Annotated in this window: 15 protein-coding genes; 12 read left to right on the top strand and 3 right to left on the bottom strand. The window is 45.8% G+C overall.

All coding sequences use genetic code 11. From position 1 onward, the window contains the following. The first annotated feature begins 4 nt into the window (after nucleotides 1-4). From MKY59_RS16160 to MKY59_RS16130, 7 genes are all read left to right on the top strand, one after another. On the top strand, nucleotides 5-1,624 hold the full coding sequence (locus tag MKY59_RS16160; protein WP_339272323.1) for a spore germination protein: 1,620 nt from the start codon (nucleotides 5-7) through the stop codon (nucleotides 1,622-1,624). Between the two features lie 10 nt (nucleotides 1,625-1,634). After that, nucleotides 1,635-2,858, top strand: a complete 1,224-nt coding sequence (locus tag MKY59_RS16155) for a Ger(x)C family spore germination protein (RefSeq protein WP_339272322.1) — start codon at nucleotides 1,635-1,637, stop codon at nucleotides 2,856-2,858. A gap of 23 nt (nucleotides 2,859-2,881) precedes the next feature. Then, nucleotides 2,882-3,979: an endospore germination permease gene (locus MKY59_RS16150; protein ID WP_339272320.1), complete on the top strand. Its 1,098-nt coding sequence runs from the start codon at nucleotides 2,882-2,884 to the stop codon at nucleotides 3,977-3,979. A 616-nt stretch (nucleotides 3,980-4,595) separates the two neighbouring features. Continuing rightward, nucleotides 4,596-4,946, top strand: a complete 351-nt coding sequence (locus tag MKY59_RS16145) for a VOC family protein (RefSeq protein ID WP_339272319.1) — start codon at nucleotides 4,596-4,598, stop codon at nucleotides 4,944-4,946. A gap of 737 nt (nucleotides 4,947-5,683) precedes the next feature. After that, nucleotides 5,684-7,261 (top strand): glycoside hydrolase family 32 protein, encoded by a 1,578-nt coding sequence (locus MKY59_RS16140; RefSeq protein ID WP_339272317.1) that lies wholly within the window; start codon nucleotides 5,684-5,686, stop codon nucleotides 7,259-7,261. Nucleotides 7,262-7,883: 622 nt separating this feature from the next. Then, on the top strand, nucleotides 7,884-8,525 hold the full coding sequence (locus MKY59_RS16135) for a TetR/AcrR family transcriptional regulator (RefSeq protein ID WP_339272315.1): 642 nt from the start codon (nucleotides 7,884-7,886) through the stop codon (nucleotides 8,523-8,525). Between the two features lie 6 nt (nucleotides 8,526-8,531). Continuing rightward, complete coding sequence (locus MKY59_RS16130; protein ID WP_236412740.1) at nucleotides 8,532-9,041, top strand: DUF4188 domain-containing protein; 510 nt, start codon at nucleotides 8,532-8,534, stop codon at nucleotides 9,039-9,041. Nucleotides 9,042-9,045: 4 nt separating this feature from the next. Here the strand turns inward: MKY59_RS16130 and MKY59_RS16125 are convergent, their stop codons facing one another. Together MKY59_RS16125 and MKY59_RS16120 are read right to left on the bottom strand one after the other, a co-directional pair. After that, nucleotides 9,046-11,310 carry an MFS transporter gene (locus MKY59_RS16125; protein WP_339272313.1) on the bottom strand — a complete coding sequence of 755 codons (2,265 nt, stop codon included), beginning with the start codon at nucleotides 11,308-11,310 and terminating at the stop codon, nucleotides 9,046-9,048. Between the two features lie 509 nt (nucleotides 11,311-11,819). Next, entirely contained in the window at nucleotides 11,820-12,161 is a 342-nt protein-coding gene (locus MKY59_RS16120) for a helix-turn-helix domain-containing protein (protein ID WP_236412742.1), read from the bottom strand. 362 nt (nucleotides 12,162-12,523) lie between these two features. Between MKY59_RS16120 and MKY59_RS16115 the strand changes: the two genes are divergently transcribed. From MKY59_RS16115 to MKY59_RS16100, 4 genes are all read left to right on the top strand, one after another. Continuing rightward, nucleotides 12,524-13,183 carry a nitroreductase family protein gene (locus MKY59_RS16115; RefSeq protein WP_339272311.1) on the top strand — a complete coding sequence of 220 codons (660 nt, stop codon included), beginning with the start codon at nucleotides 12,524-12,526 and terminating at the stop codon, nucleotides 13,181-13,183. Nucleotides 13,184-13,431: 248 nt separating this feature from the next. After that, nucleotides 13,432-15,396 (top strand): translation factor GTPase family protein, encoded by a 1,965-nt coding sequence (locus MKY59_RS16110; protein ID WP_339272309.1) that lies wholly within the window; start codon nucleotides 13,432-13,434, stop codon nucleotides 15,394-15,396. A 510-nt stretch (nucleotides 15,397-15,906) separates the two neighbouring features. After that, nucleotides 15,907-16,590, top strand: coding sequence for a GNAT family N-acetyltransferase (locus MKY59_RS16105; protein ID WP_339272307.1), 684 nt, complete (start codon nucleotides 15,907-15,909; stop codon nucleotides 16,588-16,590). A 272-nt stretch (nucleotides 16,591-16,862) separates the two neighbouring features. Further along, nucleotides 16,863-17,390 (top strand): GNAT family N-acetyltransferase, encoded by a 528-nt coding sequence (locus MKY59_RS16100; RefSeq protein WP_339278409.1) that lies wholly within the window; start codon nucleotides 16,863-16,865, stop codon nucleotides 17,388-17,390. Between the two features lie 85 nt (nucleotides 17,391-17,475). Here the strand turns inward: MKY59_RS16100 and MKY59_RS16095 are convergent, their stop codons facing one another. Continuing rightward, nucleotides 17,476-18,852 carry an MFS transporter gene (locus MKY59_RS16095; protein WP_339272305.1) on the bottom strand — a complete coding sequence of 459 codons (1,377 nt, stop codon included), beginning with the start codon at nucleotides 18,850-18,852 and terminating at the stop codon, nucleotides 17,476-17,478. Between the two features lie 114 nt (nucleotides 18,853-18,966). On the opposite strand from MKY59_RS16095, the gene MKY59_RS16090 reads away from it, so the two are divergent. Further along, complete coding sequence (locus tag MKY59_RS16090) at nucleotides 18,967-19,848, top strand: LysR family transcriptional regulator (protein WP_339272303.1); 882 nt, start codon at nucleotides 18,967-18,969, stop codon at nucleotides 19,846-19,848. Nucleotides 19,849-20,266 lie beyond the last annotated feature (418 nt).

The raw sequence follows: 20,266 nt of genomic DNA, 5'->3' as shown, positions 1-20,266 counted from the left end.
TTCCGTGATTCAGAAGTTGAAAAAATGGCTGTTTAAACAGCCGGAACGCCCCCATAGCAGTGGTGGAAAGCGTGGTTCGAACGATCGACGGCAAACGCCGGACGTATCGAAGCCGCTAAGCTGTGCACTTAAGGACAATATGACCATGCTGAATCAGCGAATGGGACATAGCTCTGATTTTGTTCTTCGCAGCTGGAATAACTGCCATGGCAACCCGTCCTTGGCCGTAGGTTACATCGAAGGCCTGATCGATCAGCAGCTTCTTACGAGAATAGTGGAAGATCTCGCTAATGATATCCGAAATGAAGCCATCTCCGACCTGCATGACGTAACGTGGCTGAAGGATCATATCACCATAGGGAGTGTAACCTGCATCAACAACGATCAAGGCTTGATTGACGCCATTCTGAACGGAGAGGTGGCCTTCATCATCGAAGGAAGCTCCAGGGCTTTTGCCGTCTCGATCAGTGGAGGATCCAAAAGGTCGGTCGAGGAGCCGACGTCCCAGACGGTGCTGAGGGGACCCAAAGAGGGATTTACCGAAGATATTTCTACCAATATCGCGCTCCTTCGAAGAAAGATCAAATCGACCGAGCTCCGTATTGAATCCCGCAGCTTGGGTGCCTATACGCAGACAAGGGTATCGGTCGTATATATTCAGGGAATCGCGGATCCGGATGTGGTTCAGGAAATTTCCAAACGATTGGATTCCATCGATACCGACAGCATCCTTGAGAGCGGATATATCGAGGAGTTCATCCAGGATGGGGTGTGGACACCGTTTCCCACCCTGAATAACACCGAACGTCCCGATGCCGTAGCGGGCGGCTTGCTTGAAGGCCAGGTCGCCATAATGGTTGACGGGACTCCATTTGTGCTCATAGCCCCTATTACCTTTTTTCGATTTATCGTATCAAGCGAGGACTATTACCAGCGGTACGATCTCGCAAGCTTTCTTCGAGTGATTCGGATGGCTGCCTTTTTCCTGGCCTTGCTGCTGCCTTCGGTTTACATTGCAACCACGACGTTTCACCAGGAGATGCTGCCGACCACGCTGCTGATCAGTTTGGCCGCGCAGCGCGAGGCCACGCCTCTGCCGACACTGTTCGAAGCCATCATTATGGAGCTGACTTTCGAGGTCATCCGCGAAGCCGGAGTCCGAATGCCGCGGGCGATCGGGCCGGCCATCTCCATCGTTGGGGCGTTGGTGCTTGGACAAGCCGCTGTCCAGGCAGGGCTGGTGTCCGCTGCCATGGTTATCGTGGTATCATTCACCGCCATCTCGAACTTTGTGCTGCCTGCCATCAACATGGCCGGCTCCATCCGCTTGCTCCGATTTGTGCTGATGCTGTTGGCCGGCTCTTTTGGATTATATGGCGTATTGGCAGGGCTTGTACCTATTCTCGTTCGTTTGGTAGCGTTGGAGTCGTTCGGCGTTCCTTACATGATGCCGCTCGCACCGTTCAATAGGAGCAACATGAAAGACCTGTTTGTACGAGCGCCTTGGTGGAAGATGAAAAAACGGCCGGTGATGATTGGCGACGTCAATCCGGTAAGGCAGGCCACGGAACAGGAATCCTATGCGGAACAGGCGGGGGAACACGGTCGGGACCCAATGGCATAAGGAGGAACGGATGTTGCATCAATTCGGCAGGTTTATTATGGTCCTGGCTGCCTTGTTCGGTTTAACGGGCTGTTGGAACCGGATCGAGCTCAACGAGCTGTGGGTAACTTCAGCCACGGGAGTTGATATGATGGAGGATGGCTCGTGGATGGTATCCTATCAGGTCATTATCCCGTCGGCCATTGCAAGCGGAACCGGAGGAGGATCTGGAGGAGCTTCCCAACTCGCATCACATGTCATTTCGGTAAAAGGAAAAACCTATAATCAGGCTTTGTCGAACAGCAATCTGGAGACATCGCGGCGGATCTACATTTCGCATAATCGCGTGGTGTATGTTGGAAAAAGAGCGGCGGAGGCAGGCATGGACCGTCTGATCGATTTTTATCTGCGCAATACCGAGGCTAGGGAAATGGTAGCTTTGGTCGTGACGGAGGGGTCTGCTTCAGATACTTTGAAAAAACTCATGCCGCCCGAAAAGCTCCCTGGTGCCGGGATGGCTGATTTGATCGATAAGGAAAGCGATACCCTGTCCGTCTTTCCTAAAACAAGGATTTATGATTTCGCTTTAAGCATGAATTCCGATTCCAAGTCCATTGGAGTGCCGGTTGCCGAATTGACCGGGGAGGTAACCCGCAAAAACGAAGAGGAAGCCGAAAATATGGATGTCTTCAAAAAGACCTCAACTCCGCTCAGGCTGACTCTAACCAAATTGGCGTTGTTTCATGAAGGAAAACTCAAAGGATTCCTGAACAGGGATGAAAGTTTGGGCTTATCTTATTTGGCGCAAAAGGTGAAGAATACCCAAATTAGTTTCCCTTGCGGCGACCAGTCCGAGATGTACACGTCGTTCAGGGCAGACAACGCCAAAGTCAAATTAACCCCCCGCAAAACCGGATTCCATTACACGATGGAGATTGCGGTCAAACTTACCGGGGGACTGATCGAAACCACATGCGACAAAGATATCTCCAAAATGAAGACCATCCATGAGATGGAAGCGGAGATCGAAAAAGAAGTTGAACGGACGATTCAAGAAGGCTGGACCAGGCTTCAAGAGCTTGGCGTGGACGCAGCGGGATTCGCTGACCGGATTCACCGCAAATACCCGAAGGAGTGGAAAACAGTGAAAAGCGAGTGGGGGCGGGAATTTAAAAAGATGGAATTGGATGTTCGGGTGGATGCGCAAATTCGGCGCCCGGGGCTTCTGCAGAAGCATATCGGGAGCAAATCCTAACCCTGTTGGAGGAGCGAAAAAGGATGAGTAAAACCGTTACCCGTGTATCCGGATTGGTCATGGCCTTCTCTTTGTTTCAGGTTGGCAGTACAACACTATTCCTATTGGGAGGCGATGCAAAGCAGGATGCGTGGCTGGCCATGATGATCGGGGCCATCGCCGGCTTCATTCTGCTGCTGATGTACCTGACCATTCACCGCCTTGAACCGGAGCTGGATTTATTCGAGATGTTCCGCCATTATTGGGGAAGATGGATGGGAAGTCTGGCGGGACTCGGGTTCATCGGTTACTTTACATATGAGTCATCCCGAACGATCAGGGATATGGGGGAGCTCGGGACCTTGACATTACTGAACAGAACCCCAACCGGGATCGTTACTTTAATTGCGTTAATCGTCTGTGCCGATGTGGTGCGGTTCGGTCCAAGAGTCTGGTTTCTTCTTTGCCATATATGGGTGCTGCTCATGGTTTTGGGTTATGGCAGTATTATGCTGCTGATTCCTTTTACGGGGCTTTTGCATTTTGAATTTTTGTTTCCCGTGTTGGAGAACGGCTTCATGCCCGTAGTGAAGGCAGCCATACCCGAAATTATGTCCTTCCCCTTCGGGCAGACGGTACTTTTCTTAACTCTGTTTAAACTTATTGCGGATAAACGTAAGCTGAAGCGGTGGATCGTTATCGTATACTGGATTACGGCCATTTTCCTTATAGTCGTTAATGAGCTTTCCATCCTTGTGCTGGGCCCGGAGTTGGCTGCATCCAGCACCTATCCGTTATTCGAGGTAACGCAGCTTATACAGGTGCCCAAGGTGTTTGAACGGGCAGACGTCCTGTTTACCATGATATTGTTTATTGGAATCGGGATCAAAACGGCGGGGTTTTTGTTCGGTGCCGTCATCGGCATGCAAACGGTCACCCCTTTCAGATACAAGCCTGCCCTCCTTTTCCTGAGCATTATCATATACGGTCTGACGTTTATTTCACCCCGATTTACCGAATTTGTATGGTTCGGTCTCCATGTGGCCTTGAATAGAATCTGGCCGATCTTCCAGGTTGCGCTTCCGCTCCTCCTGTTCTTGACGATGCTGCTCCGCAAGAACAAGAAAAAGACTTCCGGCTAATGCGGTCAATGTACTCCACAATGAATAAGGTGTCCGGAGTATACGTTGTCTTTTAAAGGCCGATCAGGAAGCTCCATAACGCGAGCGGTAAACGACTGAATTATTCAGCCGGGAAACGAGTTGGCATCGGATTGAATTCAGCTGCCTTAGTGTAAAGACAGATCCATCGGGAACATATACCATTATCGTAAAAGGAAAAAGAGGTTCGGAATACAATGAACCTGTGTCTCACAATGTTAATGGTTTAATTAAAGAGAGGCTGGCCGATGATAAACATTGGCTAGCTTTTTTGTGAAAAATCAATCTATGAACCCATTGTATTTTACATAATAACAACAAAATGTAGGTCTTATTTAAATCCACTCAAAAATATGGCCCGTTCGGGCCCAATAATGTACCTTTTAAAAGGCATGTTGTCAGCGGTGTTTGCTGCCTTTTGAACTTGCCGATAATCCCTATGCCGCTTTCTTGGACTGTTGCTGCAGAATATGTTTAAATTTAAACATTACCGCTTAGCTCGCCCCAAACTGAAATTGTCCCCAGTTGGTGTTACGTATATATTTCAGTTTCTCAATCGCTTTTATGATTAGATATCAAAACTTTAGGAGGATGAAAAATGAAGGTCAAACGAATTGTTGCAAATGTTGCAGCGCAGGACTTTTCCAAAGCCTCGCATTTTTACGGGGAAATCCTTGGACTTCATCAATTAATGGATATGGGATTTATTACAACATACGGTTCGAACGAGAAAATGGACACTCAGGTTAGTTTTCTATTAGAAGGAGGCTCTGGAACACCTGTGCCTGATCTGTCAATTGAGGTTGATGATCTTGATGACGCGTTGACTCGTATAAAAGAAGCAGGAATTCCAATTGAGTATGGACCAACTGAGGAGCCATGGGGAGTTCGGCGTTTTTTTGTTAGAGACCCATTCGGGAAACTTATCAATATTCTTATCCATCTTTAAATAATAAATTGAGAAAATAGTTGCATGATATAAACGTGTCGGATGACAAAAAGATTGCCCATTGAAAGCTGCGAGGAACTGACTACCCGGTAGAAGTGTAGATGCAGACTATTGAAATGAGATTAGCAGGTATCTCGACCAAAGATGTCGAGGTACAAGAACATATTCCCATTAAAGTCGCTATTTTAGCGGCTTATTTATGTTATCGGTACAAGTTCTATTGCCGGAAAGAACAAGAACATAGTCTGATTGCCGATTAGGTGGGGATCTAAATAAAAACCGGTGAAGTTAAAGCCTCTGAATGAAATGTCTCGTTTTGGTTCATAAAACGTTGGATAGACTCCGCCTGAATTTATATAACCACTCCAAACAGTATGCTAATAGCTTAGAAATAATAATTTTAACAACATAATTTGATGAATCAAATAAAATTCAATAAAAAATGTAATTTGACAGCGCTTTAATGAACATCTGGGATGAACATTTGGTTTACAAAATAAAGAAGGGTAATTAGCTCATCTTAAATAAAACTGGTCATTTTCGAGTGGATTGATAGAATTTTGTGCAAATGTAAAAATAAAATGAATCATATAACCAAAAATATATATATTTAAGTAAAAATATTTTGACAAATGCACGAAGATGGATTATTTTGTTAATAAGGGATGCATATTTCAGGTACACTAAGCAGTTACCAGCACGCATTCCAATAAGATCCTAAATAACCTAAAAGGAGAGTGAATAACATTAAGAAAATTCATTTATCGGGTGAGATGAGTGGCAGAAAAGAACCAGAGAATAGTTTTTGCGAAAATAAATACAGGCCCCAATTACATTATTCGCCGAAGGAAAATTGGATGAACGATCCTAACGGCATGGTTTACTATGAAGGAGAATATCACCTTTTCTACCAACATACACCTCATGATACCCAGCCTGACTTTGGCAAAATGCATTGGGGGCATGCGGTAAGCAAGGATTTAGTGCATTGGGAGGAACTTCCACCGGCTATTTTTCCTGAAGAAGATGGAGCGATCTTCTCGGGGAGTGCGGTGGTGGACAAAAACAATACAAGTGGATTTTTCAACAAGGATGGATCCGGATTAGTTGCTATCTATACTAATGATGGCAACAGTGCTCAGCCAGGAAAACCGCAGGTACAAAGCATCGCTTACAGCAGGGATAAAGGTCGAACCTGGACAAAATATGAAGGCAACCCGGTTTTATTCCCAATGAAAACGCTAGATTTTCGTGATCCGAAGGTATTCTGGCATGATGAATCCTCAATGTGGATAATGGTTCTTGCTGTAAGAGACCGTGTCGAATTTTACACGTCCTCAAATCTTAAGGAATGGTCTTTTGCAAGCGAGTTCGGTTCCGATATTCCGGGTATTCACCGTGGGGTATTTGAGTGTCCCGATGTATTTCGAATCCAAGTAGCTGAGGATCCCAGTATTACGAAGTGGATTCTGACGCTAAGTGTCGGGGATCGAAATGGTGTGAATCCAAAGGATCCAGAGCCACCGGCTGGAGGTTCTGGCATGATGTATTTCATAGGGAGCTTTGACGGTAAGTCATTCACACCAGATGAAACATTGGAATCTTTGGATGCTATCAGATGGATCGATTACGGATCTGACTTTTACGCGGCCGTGACCTGGGATGGCATTCCGAACGAGGACGGACGAAAGATATGGATTGGATGGATGAACAATTGGCGGTATGCTTCCACTCTTCCTTCAAAGGAATGGCGTGGCAACATGTCCATTCCCCGGGAGATACAACTTAAGAGTTGTTCGGAGGGGCTCCGTTTAATTCAAGCACCTATAAGTGAGTTAAGCCAACTAAGGAAACCGATTTTATCACTGAAAGACTTGACGATTAAGCCAGGCAGCAACGTCTTGTCAGATATTTCTGCTGTAAAGGCAGAAATTATTGCGGAATTTGAAATCGGTACTGCCATAGAATTTGGGTTCAAGGTGCGAAAGTCTTCCAATCAGGAGACGATCATTGGATATAATGTCTTGAATGAGGAGTTGTTTGTCGATCGGACGAAGTCGAACGCTATTGATTTTCATCCCGATTTTGCTGCAAAACACAAGGCCTTTATGAAGTCAGAGCATGAACAGATACAGTTGAGCATTTACGTGGATTGGTCTAGTGTAGAGGTCTTCGGCAATAAAGGAAAAACAATCGTTTCAGACATGATTTTCCCCGACTTGGAAAGTAGGGGGCTAGAACTCTATGCTCTTGGCGGAGAACTAAAGGTCGTGTCACTTCAAATCAATGATCTGGCAAGCATTTGGGAAAATTAAATTCTTTACCCAAGGGGGTGCCTAATTGCGATCCAATATATTACCGATGAAGTATCCGGCTATAACCTCGTGGCAGTGGCAGGCAAATATGTTTGCCGTCTTAGCCAATTACTCACAGGCTAAACCATGGATTATGACACATTTCATTCCGCTCCAACTCACCTTGAATAAGGGAAGCACTTACGTGGACTTCTACCGCACTCCCTCCTTTGAATTTTGTCCTTGGTTTCTTCGCCAACATTTAAGTCGTCAGTTGATCCGGCACTTCAACAAGGATATATGCACTTTTTTGATGGACTGTATTGACATGAATAACTATATTTATGTGCTTCTAGATCAATCACAGTTTTTGGATACTAAAGATTTTTTCTCACATGATTCATTTATTTTTGGTTATGATCGAATTATTGAACCATGCGGTTTGGGCGCCGAATCACAGACATCGGGCCTTGGCGATTTATTTAATGAGTCCAATAGGATAAAAATGATTTACACTAGGCCGTACCCCTGCATCTGTATAACAATGTAAGGGGTATTTTTTGTCTATTTAGCCACATTGACAAAATAAATTAACTCGTGTTAATTTATTTACTGTAGTTAATATTAAAGAGGTGCAATCGCTATGAGCCGGGATATCCCATTAAGGGAATTAAAAAAAGCCAAGAACAAAATTGCGCTGTATGAAGCGGGATTATCCTTAATGAAGGATCGGATGTTCAGCCAGGTCATGATTGAGGATATCTGCAAGAGAGCTGAAATATCCAAGGTCACTTTTTTCAAGTTTTATCAACGTAAAGAGGATCTCCTTATTTATTTTATGCGGGTTTGGCTCACTGAACGGATAATCGAAATCGAACAGGAAGGTATAAAAGGATTTCATGCATTCCGCCATTTGCTGTCCGAGGTCGCTAAGGAGTATCAAGTAAGACCGGGAATGATGCCGAGTTTGATCTCTTTTCTCGCAGAACAGAACATGCAGCCTTGCATGCCTGAGCTGAGTCGGGCTGAAGTATCGCTGCTCTTTCCGGGCCAAGAGGAAGCAGGAAGTCAATCGCCTAATATGTTTGTTTTATTCGAACAGTTCATGAGGGATGAACAGCAAGCTGGGAAGCTCCATTACACTCTTACCTTGGAACAAGCTGTACAGATCTGTTTCACCATTTTTTATGGTGCGTTCCTGACGGCTCAATTGTACAATTCTACGGATATCGGTCGCTTCTATGAAACGCATATGGGTTTGCTTGAAATAAAGGAGAAGGAGTGAATAAGCATGGGTAACGTGATTGCAGGTCGGTATACCGCACATATGGAGGGTTCCTTCGTTGTGTTCGTGATTGGTTTTCGGATTAACAAGTGGTGGGCGGTACATAAATGGCTGCCTGTTATGAATGCCATGTCCCCGATGCTTCAGGAACTGTACCGGAACAAAGAGGAGCTCGGGTTCATGGAAGGTTCCTATCACTTTTCTGGACGGGGACTTACACTCATTCAATATTGGAGAAGCTTTGAACACTTGGAGCACTATGCCCGACACGGAGCTAACCATTTGAAGGCATGGAGGGATTTCAACCGCAAAATTGGAACAGGAGGAGATGTAGGTATTTTTCACGAAACCTATCTAGTCCCAGAAGGGCAATATGAATGTATGTACAACAATATGCCGACGTTTGGTTTGGCAAAAGCGGGAACTCACGTCCCGGCAACGGGTCGTAGAGAAACGGCAAGCCGGCGGCTTGGCCGCGATGGAGAACCCGCTGTGCCTACACCTCCAAATCCATAGTCATTTATTTTTTATCATTCCGAATACCGATGTCTTTCATTAAGATATTACCTTTGGTGGTCTGGTCAAAAATAAAACTAATCTTGCGGATCCGTTCGGGCACTAAATTGGTGTTGGCTTTAATAAAATCATTCATATCGAAAGCAAAGTTTTGAAAAATCGGTTCCTTAATCGTTTGGAAGAATCCTAACGGCCGCTTGGCAAGAACACCTTCGAACATGGGGAGAAGGGGTGAAAAATTGCTAAGTGGCAAGCGACTCACGTTTCCAGTTTCATCTTCAACGGAGATCGTTAGGTCGACTAAAGTGTCTGCTTCATGAGCTTCTTGCCCGGTATCATGGTTAGCGATGGAAAAAACAAGAGTACTTGTGTCAGTTATATCAATCCCCGAATCCGGCAATATGACCTTATATACAGGAGTGGAGGAAGCCGATCTGTTATCCCACTCCAAGAAAACCGCGCTATACTGTTCATCCGACAGTTCCATCTTTACTTTGTCTTCTTTCCAGACCTTTAGGGAGTCTCCTTCCAAACGCCCGCCGGGTAACGTGGTTGTCCCCGGATCGGAATCTTCTTCATAATTAGTGAGGGTGGTCGTGTTTCCGTCCCAATAATTGCTGATATACATGGTTTCTGGCAACCATTCCTTGGCGTATCCTAGATCTTGAAATACCATCCGATACGAATGATTGTTCCTCAATGTGGCCTCCAAAAAGGAGGATATCAATACTTCTGCAGCTTGAATCTGTTGTTCACCAGGAAGGATCTCTGAGTTATTAAATAACATGTTTCCGATCCCGGCAGCATCGGATTTACCCCAAACCGTGTTGAATTGTCCATGATTTGCACCGTATATGTACACATATGATTTGAAATAATGACTATTTTCAGTAAAGCGTGTACGAAAATACTGATTCGCTCCAACGAACGAATTGATGTCCATATCGTGGGAGCCATGTAGGGACAAATAGTTGATATCATGAAGCTCGATGGGTTGTCCGCCCGGTTGGTACTGCATGTCGGTACCTGCGATCGAGACAAGGGATTGAATATTAAAATGGTAATCAAACTTGATGGTTGCATCTTCGGGATATGTTGTCATTTGATTGTACGCGGCTGCCGTAGTGATGGCCTCACCCCCACGGGAATGTCCCATCAGTGCAATATGCTGCATATCTACTTTGCTATGGAACGGATTTCCTTCAGAAGCATTCCATGACTCCCACGTTTTTAAATGTTCGAGCAGTAACCAACCTCGTGCACGGTTTTCACCCTCCAATCCATCTAAAATAAACAGATCATCGTACGGAGAAATATTCAGAAAATTCTCATCGATCGAAGCTAAGATATATCCACGACTTGCCAGTAATTTTCCCAAATAGGCATATCCGGGATCAGAGAACTCGGTCGCAAGATGGTTACCATGTACAACAAGGACAAGCGGGAAGGGGCCGTCGCCTTCAGGATACCAAACTGTGCCATTCAGCGGCATCGCTTCTGGACCGAAACCAAAGGTGTTCGTACGTCTGGAAGACCAATTTCCTACAAATGCCGATCCATCCACAGTCTTTGTCGTTAGACGACCTTGGGTATCAAGATCTTTGCGATACGTAGGATTACTTGCATAGGTCACTGAATTTACACGAAATGTACCAGGTTCAGCCGGATTGGCCACGGAGTTTGAGTAATTGTCCGCAGTCTTGACGGTTTGTAAAGGATACTGAACCTCTAACTCGGCAAAACCTCCACAAGTGAGCCAATATCCCAGTACACAAATGAAAATAAACACCGCAGCAATCCCTGAACTTGCTGTTACTTTTACCCACCTTGCAGCTTCGCGATACGAACCCTTTATGAATCGATAAAGCAAGGCTCCAAGTAAAGAAAAGGAGAAGAGGATGCATAAAAGAATGGATAACGTTAACGGTAGGGGTCCTAAAAAACTGAGATACAGTAAACCAATAGATGCCAGCAGGAACCAAACATACCGAGAAGGCATTTTTTTAGCCCAATGCAACACGCCTGCAACAAGTCCCGTGAGTCCAAGAACGGCCAGAATCGATAATATTGTACCGACGAAGTAGTCCTGAACCCCTCGCGACCCAAGGTAATAGAAAGCTTGAACTAAACAAATGAACAACGTAACAATAGAAACTCCAAAAATAGCTCCTTTCCATCCCGACGGAAGGGGAGAGATACGTGGAAGAGGAAACTTTGACAGCCGTCTTCTGAGTGCTTTCTTGTCATTTTTTGAACTAATGTTAAACATGGTTGTTACCGCCTTTCAAGTTATCACCAGTCCGCTAACGGATGACTTTAGCTAGATAAATCAAACCACCATTAATGAATAAAGAGATCACGGCCCGGTCAAAGTTGGAAATAGATCGCAAATCAAGCTATTGTTCATTATTCAGTAGTACAGAAAGAATAATAGCATGCAGTACTGAATAATGCAAGATAGTGAACTGAAAACCATTCTACTTACGGTTAGAAGTTCATCTAAAAAAATAGGATTGTATGTTGAACCTTATGAAACACCTTACCAAAATGAATAGTTGATGTTTCCCAATCTCCCACAAGGGGACAAACCCCGCTTGGTGGCTTAATATAAAAACACCTTCAAGAAAATGTAACCATGTCGTAAGATATGGACATCATCTTGGAGGTGTGTTTTGTGGCAACAGTGTAAATATAGATGAGTGCAATTCATATTAAATTAGCATTCAGTCCGGTTAGAGAAGTTATGGAACAGCTTAACCTAAGGAGGGTTCGCGATCATCAACGTGCTTCAGACGTTTCTCTCCCCCAGGTCTCACCCCATATGCGCAATTCCCGAAGTACGGGAGTGTATGCCCTTCCTTTATCCGTTAGCGAATACTCAACGGTGACAGGTGATGTAGGCAACACCTGGCGGTTGATTACTTCATGCTGCTCCAAATGACGCAGGGCATCCGTTAAAGACTTGATGCTGACGTTGTCTAAATTTCTTCGCATTTGATTAAATCGCTGCGGACCCAAACTAAGTAAGGTAAGTACCAAAATAGACCATTTTCCGCGAACAACCTCTAAAGCTTCGCAAATGGAGATGAGGCATAGTTCGTTCTCTTTGCTTATATCCACAAAATCATTCCTTACTATAATATAGTTAGTCTACTTTATAAGGCTATATTAAAATAATGTGTCTACTTTAGATTATATATTGAATAATTTATAGTAACAATAAGACTTATTTTACTGCAGTGCTATGTGGTTTAACTAAAGCAGAATTAGTCTTATAAAGCTTAGGGAGGAGTATGGCTATGTGCTAAAAGATATTGATTTTGGAATTGGACACTTCTAGTGTCCGCAAGCTATTCCCGGAATTAATCGATTCCGGATATCCGTTCAAAGATAAGTGAAATTTAGGGCTTGTTTCTTACAGAGTAAATGAGACTGTTAACTGTGACTCAATTGAGGATAGTGAGTATGAGGAGGAGAGAAGAATGTCTTTTGTACAACCGAACCAAAAGGTGGAGCAGCCGTTTTTTAACATTATTCAAGATCGGCGGTCCATACGCTACTTTGATACTGAAGTAATGATCCCACGGGAGGAAATGAAAGAAATCTTGCAGCAAGCTACGCTGGCTCCATCAGGCGCCAATCTGCAGCCGTGGCGGTTCCTTGTAATCGACTCGCAGGAGCTGAAGCAAAAACTGCTTCCTATCGCCAACAGCCAGCAGCAAGTGATTGAGGCTTCAGCAGTCATTGCGGTACTCGGAGATTTGGAAGGGTACACATTGGCCGAGAAAATTTATGGAATGGCGGTCGATGCGGGTTACATGCCTGAAGAGACAGCTAAATCATTCGTGGAACGCTACCAAAGACTGTTCGCGGGCATGTCCCAAGAAAATGTTCTCCGAAAAGTACTTATTGACAGTGGGTTGGTATCCATGCAGCTTATGCTTGTCGCCCGCGCTAAAGGCTATGATACGGTCCCTATGGGCGGCTTTGACCACACTAAATTTGTAGAGGCGTTCGATATTCCAGAGAGATACGCTCCTGTTATGCTTATCGCCATCGGTAAGGCGACGAAGCCCGGACACCGAACGGTAAGATTACCGATTGAAGATGTCACTTTCTTCAATGAAATACCTAAGGCATGATATTATTCATTCAAGCAATATAAAAGACACCCAAGGATATGAACTGCATCCCCAATTGTTAGACACAACTAACAATTGGAGGTGCATTTTTTAGGGTATTCGGATTAATTCGGAACGGTCACATTCAACCATGGAGTCACAGTGAAGAAACCGAACTCTCTCTCCAAACGGACTTCTACCCACTCTCCCGATTTCTATGCTTAAATAGAATGAGCAGTAAAAACAAGAAATGTTGAAAGTGGGATTCGATGAAGCGACTAACGATTGGCCTGTTCGCCCATGTGGATGCAGGTAAAACTACTTTTGCGGAACAGCTGCTGTACCATACGAACAGTATCCGGTCGCGAGGGCGGGTGGATCATCAGGATGCGTTTCTGGACAGCCACGACATCGAGCGGGCAAGGGGCATTACGGTGTTCGCAGATCAGGCGGTAATAGAATATAAAGGAGACAGCTACTATTTAATAGACACGCCAGGACACGTCGATTTCTCCCCGGAGATGGAGCGAACGATTCAGGTCATTGATTATGCCATTCTGATTGTAAGCGCAGTTGAAGGCGTCCAAGGCCATACTGAGACAGTCTGGCAGCTGCTGCGCAAGCATCGGGTTCCGACGTTTTTCTTTATCAACAAGACGGATCGGATCGGAGCGGATGCAGGCAGAACCGAGGCGGATATCCGTCAGCAGTTGACAGGGGAAGTATGTTGCATTACAGAGGGCTTCGCTGACGGCATCATCGGTGAGCCGCTGCGTGAGGCCATGGCGGAGCGGGACGAAGCTTTGCTGGAAGCATTCCTGGAGGGAAGAGATGATTCTGGCTTCTGGCTGGAGGCTTTGCAGAGGATGATCGCGGCCGGTCTTCTCTTCCCCTGTGCTTACGGCTCTGCGCTTCAGGATACAGGCGTCATTGAATTTCTGGATCAGCTGCATCTGCTGACGACAACCACTTATGACGGGGATGCTTCGTTCCAGGGGCGGGTGTATAAAATTCGGCACGATGCAGGCGGAGCGAGACTCACGTTCATTAAGGCACTGGGTGGTCGGTTGAAGGTGAGAGAACAGCTTCGTTATGAGAGCGGCGGGGTTCAATATGACGAAAAAATTACGCGGCTCTTCTTGTTTAACGGCCTTAAATCGCAGCCGGTGGAACAAGTAGAAGCCGGCGATTTGTTTGCGGTTACGGGATTGTCGGCCGCCGAGACCGGTCAAGGCCTGGGGGCGATATCCGACAAGTTAGCTTACGATTCGGAGCCGACGTTACAATCGAAGGTATTATTCGATAATTCGAACCATGTACAGAAGGTGCTCGGTGCTTTTCGCACGCTGGAGGCGGAGGAGCCGTCTCTGAACGTCGTTTGGGATGAGAAATTGCAGGAGATTTCGATCCGCGTCATGGGATTGATTCAACTGGAAGTGCTGGAGCAGCTTGTTAGAGAGCGGTTTGGCTTTGCGATCTCTTTTGGACAACCGGAAATCTTGTATAAGGAAACGATTGAATCGGCTGTGAAAGGGTACGGACACTTCGAACCGCTCAGACATTATGCGGAAGTGCATCTGCTGATTGAACCGGGAGAAAGGGGCAGCGGCATCACGTTCGATAGCAGATGTCATGCCGATGATCTGAATGTCAGCTATCAGAATCTGATTCGGAATCACCTCTACGAACGGGAGCATCACGGACTGCTGACCGGCATGCCGGTCACCGATGTGAACATCACGCTGCTGAGGGGCCGCGCGCATAAAGAACATACCCATGGCGGCGATTTTCGTGAGGCTACCTTACGAGCACTACGGCAGGGTCTGGAGAAGGCGGACAACGTGCTGCTGGAGCCCTATTACGATTTCAAAATCAAAGTCGCTATCGATGAAATGGGCAGGGTGCTGTCCGATATTCAGCGTGCTTCAGGTATTTTTAATCCGCCGGAGACAGCCGGAACGCAAGCGGTGGTCACGGGCAGGGTGCCTGTGTCGACTTTCATGAACTACAGTGCCGAATTTGCATCCTTTACGCATGGACGAGGCAGTATCCGCTGCGTGTTCGGCGGCTACGACCGCTGCCATAATACGGAGGAAGTCATAGAGCGGATGGGCTACCGCAAAGGGGCAGACCCATTGTATACATCTTCCTCCATCTTTTGCGCCAAGGGGGCGGGTTACTCGGTGCCATGGGATGAGGCGGAAGCCAAGATGCACCTTGAATTAGAACCTTGAATGATATTAGGGGACTGACATGGGGATTTATGGAATTATAGGTCTTCACGGCTTGAGCAATATTACGAAATTCCGAGCGCTGACGAGCCTTAGGATCGTAGATTATACTAATCGTATTGAATACAATTCTCTGAAAGCACCAGATCCCTGCGAAGCAGGTGCTGGTGCTTTTTTGCTTTTTACCAACTTTACGAGAAGGCCATCTATTTTATGCTCCAATTACACTAACAAGTTGGTGTACATAGTCATTCTCTCAGAAAAGTCTTCCACGAACATTTCGTAATTGAGCCAGCATTTGTTTGCCATTATAGATGGAATCAATATACTTTTAATGACGACAACTCCTATGGTTAATATAAGTATAATCCGATTATTATGTTATCTATGTTAGATCGACCCTGAACCGGTTCTTGTTTTAGGTTTATCCGCTTATTGTTTAGGAAAAGACGACGAACATATCCTGTTGAAGTAGGGCATTATTTCCTCCCAACCAGAGAAGTAAATTGTTTAATGGATAATCTCAAAAAAATTGTAATCAACCGATTACACGGAATAAATAAAAACAGCAGCAGCATTAACAGTGTTAGCAGAGGCGGAATTTGTTATGATAAAAATCTGGAGGCGAATGAGATGCTGGAATTAGAGTTTACTACTATAGAGGCGTGGGATGAAGCATTGTGGGCGCGGATGGAGCGGATCTATCATGAGGCTTTTCCAACCGGCGCCAAGACAAAAGCCATTCTGCGCAGTATGCTAGACCGGGGGATTGGTTACTTACACACGGGCGTGCATCATGGAGAAGTGGTTGCGATGGCTGTTACTGGACTGGCGGGGAAGGCAGCGAACCGCATCCTGATCATCGATTACCTCGCGGTTAAACAGAAGCTTCGCGGATCGGGCATCGGGACTTGGATGCTGGAGCAGCTCAGAGCCTGGGGGTTAAAGGAACACGGGATCAAAGGTATGATTATCGAGGCGGAATCCGGCACAACGGAGGCTCATCAGGAACGCATTCAGTTTTGGCAACGCAACGGGTTCGTCCTAACTTCCTATGTTCATCAATATAGAATGGTGCCAGAGCCTTATCAAGCAATGATGCTGCCACTGGATGGAAATACGGATGTGCCTGATGATGGCGAAGCACTGTTTGGTTATATCAATGCTTTTCATAAGGCTGCTTACAAGAGGAGGTAGACCGAATTTAATCTCGAGGGACAAGCACATACTCCCATTGAAGTCGCTATATTAGCGGCTTTTTTTTCGGTACAAGACCATGTACCCGATTACCGTGTTGGACAGGAACATGTTCCTATTGCAATTAGGCGTATCTCTAATCGTTATTTTACCTGTAAATTATTGAGGTGAATTTAGATGGATTAAGAATGTATGTTCCGGTATGATTAAAATGAAAACAGCAGATGTTTTATAGTTTTGTTTCGATCGAAAAAAACAGTGAGGTGAGTAACATTACGGAACAAAGTAATATGCGAAAAGTAATCATTGAACTTTGGAATGAAGGGGATCTAGGTTTACTTCGCCAATTAAATTCGCCAAAGATGACAGCGCACCTTGGAGGTCCAGAAACTGAGGAAAAACTCGTGACTCGTCATAGGCGCTATCGTGAAATCGCTGAAAGAGGCACAGGACGAATGTTTAAGATTCTCCTATTTCCGAGTCTTGAGGTTGTTGGCAGTGTGGGCTATTGGGATCAGTCTTGGCAAGGAGAATCGATTTATGAGGTGGGATGGAGTGTTTTACCAGTATTCCAAGGCAGAGGGATCGCCACAGAAGCAACAGCAAAAGCCATAGCTTCGATCCATTCTGAAAAGAAACATGAATTCATTCATGCTTTTCCTAAAATCAGCAATCCTGCTTCTAATGCCATTTGTCGCAAGCTCGGCTTCTCCCTTATTGGTGAATGTGATTTTGAATACCCTGTTGGTACTACCATACGATGTAATGACTGGAGATTGAGGGTCGGGGACGGAGTATAAATTCCAAAAAGCCCACGTCATTGGTATAAGAGACGTGAGCTTACTACTCATGGTGCTGGAGGTGTCTTTTTCTGCAATCATTTCATTAGCTCGCTGCCTGTTTCTTAACGTTCTTTGCGCTTGGACTTATAGGCGCCCCGCTACGAAAACAGATCCAATAGATGGTCCACACCCCCAAGACGACGAACGCTAATAATGTATACAAGTTGCTATACACATATGAATCCGCGTAATCATAAAACGGATTGAGGCGAAAGGTCGCGCCTTGGTCGATGGCTTTTCCGTAAACCCCCGTTGCCACGGCGCCGGATATGAAATTTACCATCGAGAACAGTCCCATTCCGATTCCCATCTGTTCCTTGGGCAGTGTACCTGCTATCGTATTGGATACTGCAATTTGCATGAATATTTGCCCAACGTTCCCGAAAACAAGAAATAAAGCAACAAGCACGGGCGGCAAACCAGCAAAAAAAGACAGCAGTAAAAAATATGTCACGAGCAGCCCGCCGGCTAATGAAAATAACGCATTGTTTCCTCTGGAATCTGCCAGTCTACCCGCTTTTCGCCCCAAAATGGCCGCAACCGCAGCTCCAGGCACCATGGCAAACCCGATCAAATTCGGCGAAAGCCGGTGGACATCCGCCAGCAGCTGCGGAGTAAGAAAAGGTAGTGAGTAGCTTATAGCCATCACCACAAATGCAATGGTCAAGCTCAACGAAAAGCGGCTGTTTCGGAACAAGGCAGGATTGACGAACGGTGTATCCGCCTTGGAAATGCGGAAAAGGAACAACAGCAAGAATACTGCGGCAAGAACAGCCGCTCTCCAATCCGAGAACGTAATCGCCAACATAAGAGATGCTACAGTTCCCGCCAGCAAACCTCCCCCGATCCAGTCCAGCTTACCACCGTCCCCTTGTTCATCTCCGAGATATTTGCGATACAAAGGCAATGTAAAAACAAGAAGCAGCGGCAGGAAGAACAACCAGCGCCAATGGGCAAAGCTGACGAGCAGGGCGGATACGATCGGCCCAAGTGCATTCCCGATGGCCAAACCGCTCGACGTTATTCCCAGCGCCCAGCCACGTCGTTCTGCCGGAATGTATCTTGCCGGAACGATCATCGCCGAGGCAGGGATGACCGCAGCTCCAGAAGCTTGCAGGACCCGGGCTATGATCACCATCCAATAGTCCTGGGAGATTAGCCCGATCAACGAACCGATGGCGAAAAGCACAAGGCCAAAGGTCATTAGGTTTTTCAGCTTGATCAGATCGGCCAACTTGCCATAGACTACAGAGGCAATAGCATAGACCAAAAGGTAAATGGCGGATACCCAGCTCACCTGCGAATAGGACAAGCCGAATTCCTCTCCCATTTTGGGTAGCACAATATTAAACATGGTTGCGCTCATGGAGGACAGAATCAACGTGAAGGCGAGGATATACAATAGTTTTTTTACGTTCATGGAAATCACCCTTTCTTTTAGTCACTCCGTATTTTATACTGTTAAATAAATAATGAAAAATATATATTTAGTCCACTATCCATAACTTTTAGTGTATGAAAAGAAGGTGAAAACTTGGAACTGCTGCAGCTTCACTATTTCCGCATAACAGCCAGATTGGGGCACATGACCAAAGCGGCAGAGCAGCTGCATATCGCGCAGCCCGCTCTCAGTAAGACAATATCCAGGCTGGAAGAGGATTTGGGCGTGCCATTGTTCGACCGGAGCAACCGTCAAATTCGGCTTAACGACTTTGGCAAAGCATTTCTTGCAAAAGCCGAGGCAGCATTGAGCTTGCTGGAGGAAGGACGGAAGGAAATCACGGATATGGCAGGGCTGGAACGGGGAACGATCGTAATTGCAACCAATACGCTGAATCGCCTTTCGCCTGCGCTGGCTGCTTTTCGCAGCCAGTATCCGGAGGTCAACTTCCGCATTAATCAAATTGCGCCCGCAGCAACGTACAGTATCAAAGAGCTGCTAGAGGAGGGCAGCGTGGACCTCGCATTCGGGTCCCTGCCATCGCCGCAGCCAGGCATCTCTAACCTGCCCGTGCTGTGGACGGAGGTATTTCTGGCTGTCCCGCGCGGACACCGCTTTGCGTACAGGGACAGCATTTCTTTGAAAGAGGTGGCAGACGAACCGTTTATCGAATACAAAAACGGCCATCCGTTCCGCGAAGTCAACGACGGAATTATAGAACGGGCAGGCATACAGCGGAACATCGTATGCGAGGTGGAGGAGCCCGCCGCTCTAGGCCATCTTGTCCAAGCCGGTCTGGGCGTAGCGTTAATTCCCGGCTGTAAAAGCGATGAACCTCCGTCCTACCCTTTACTCCGGATTGAAGGCGTGGAAAGTAGGCGGGCGTTTTCCGTTGCATGGAATGATGCGCGTTACCTGTCCCAAGCTGCGCGCGAATTTCAGCTGTTTCTAACTGATTTTTATGGAAAATATTAAATAATGTATAATTCTTCTTAAAATTAATTTGAACTAATAAGGAGAAAAATGAGCTATGTATACCATAAGGGGGAAGGGCAAGATTATATTTCTATTGGAGTCGCTATATTTAGCGGCTCTTTATCATAGTGGATATGTTCTTCTATGAGCTAAACACACTGAAGATTTTATTTAATAATGCAAATGGGTGGAGGTTAATGACATTCACATCGTTTACATAGGATACGCAAAAACGGTTATTACTGAATGGCAGGCATAACAATCTCTTAACATTGATCGGATGCTTATGTTTACTACCAAGTTAGAGATAGAATAACAACATTTTAACGAAAATATACTTTAAACATGACAAGGATGGTCGTTAGTTATTCCTTTAAGCTGAAAAAGTGAAAACTTAAAGTTAGAGTCTAGCCGTATA

This window comes from Paenibacillus sp. FSL W8-0426 (assembly GCF_037969725.1).
Taxonomy (GTDB): domain Bacteria; phylum Bacillota; class Bacilli; order Paenibacillales; family Paenibacillaceae; genus Paenibacillus; species Paenibacillus hubeiensis.
Note: the sequence above shows the minus strand (reverse complement) of the source record. Positions and strands in the feature narration are given on the sequence as shown.

What these genes read in the sequence shown, in the direction of transcription:
- MKY59_RS16155 (WP_339272322.1), top strand. Translation starts at nt 1,635, where the DNA reads ATGTTGCATCAATTCGGCAGGTTTATTATGGTCCTGGCTGCCTTGTTC.
- MKY59_RS16150 (WP_339272320.1), top strand. Translation starts at nt 2,882, where the DNA reads ATGAGTAAAACCGTTACCCGTGTATCCGGATTGGTCATGGCCTTCTCT.
- MKY59_RS16145 (WP_339272319.1), top strand. Translation starts at nt 4,596, where the DNA reads ATGAAGGTCAAACGAATTGTTGCAAATGTTGCAGCGCAGGACTTTTCC.
- MKY59_RS16135 (WP_339272315.1), top strand. Translation starts at nt 7,884, where the DNA reads ATGAGCCGGGATATCCCATTAAGGGAATTAAAAAAAGCCAAGAACAAA.
- MKY59_RS16130 (WP_236412740.1), top strand. Translation starts at nt 8,532, where the DNA reads ATGGGTAACGTGATTGCAGGTCGGTATACCGCACATATGGAGGGTTCC.
- MKY59_RS16125 (WP_339272313.1), bottom strand. Translation starts at nt 11,310, where the DNA reads ATGTTTAACATTAGTTCAAAAAATGACAAGAAAGCACTCAGAAGACGG.
- MKY59_RS16115 (WP_339272311.1), top strand. Translation starts at nt 12,524, where the DNA reads ATGTCTTTTGTACAACCGAACCAAAAGGTGGAGCAGCCGTTTTTTAAC.
- MKY59_RS16110 (WP_339272309.1), top strand. Translation starts at nt 13,432, where the DNA reads ATGAAGCGACTAACGATTGGCCTGTTCGCCCATGTGGATGCAGGTAAA.
- MKY59_RS16105 (WP_339272307.1), top strand. Translation starts at nt 15,907, where the DNA reads ATGGATAATCTCAAAAAAATTGTAATCAACCGATTACACGGAATAAAT.
- MKY59_RS16095 (WP_339272305.1), bottom strand. Translation starts at nt 18,852, where the DNA reads ATGAACGTAAAAAAACTATTGTATATCCTCGCCTTCACGTTGATTCTG.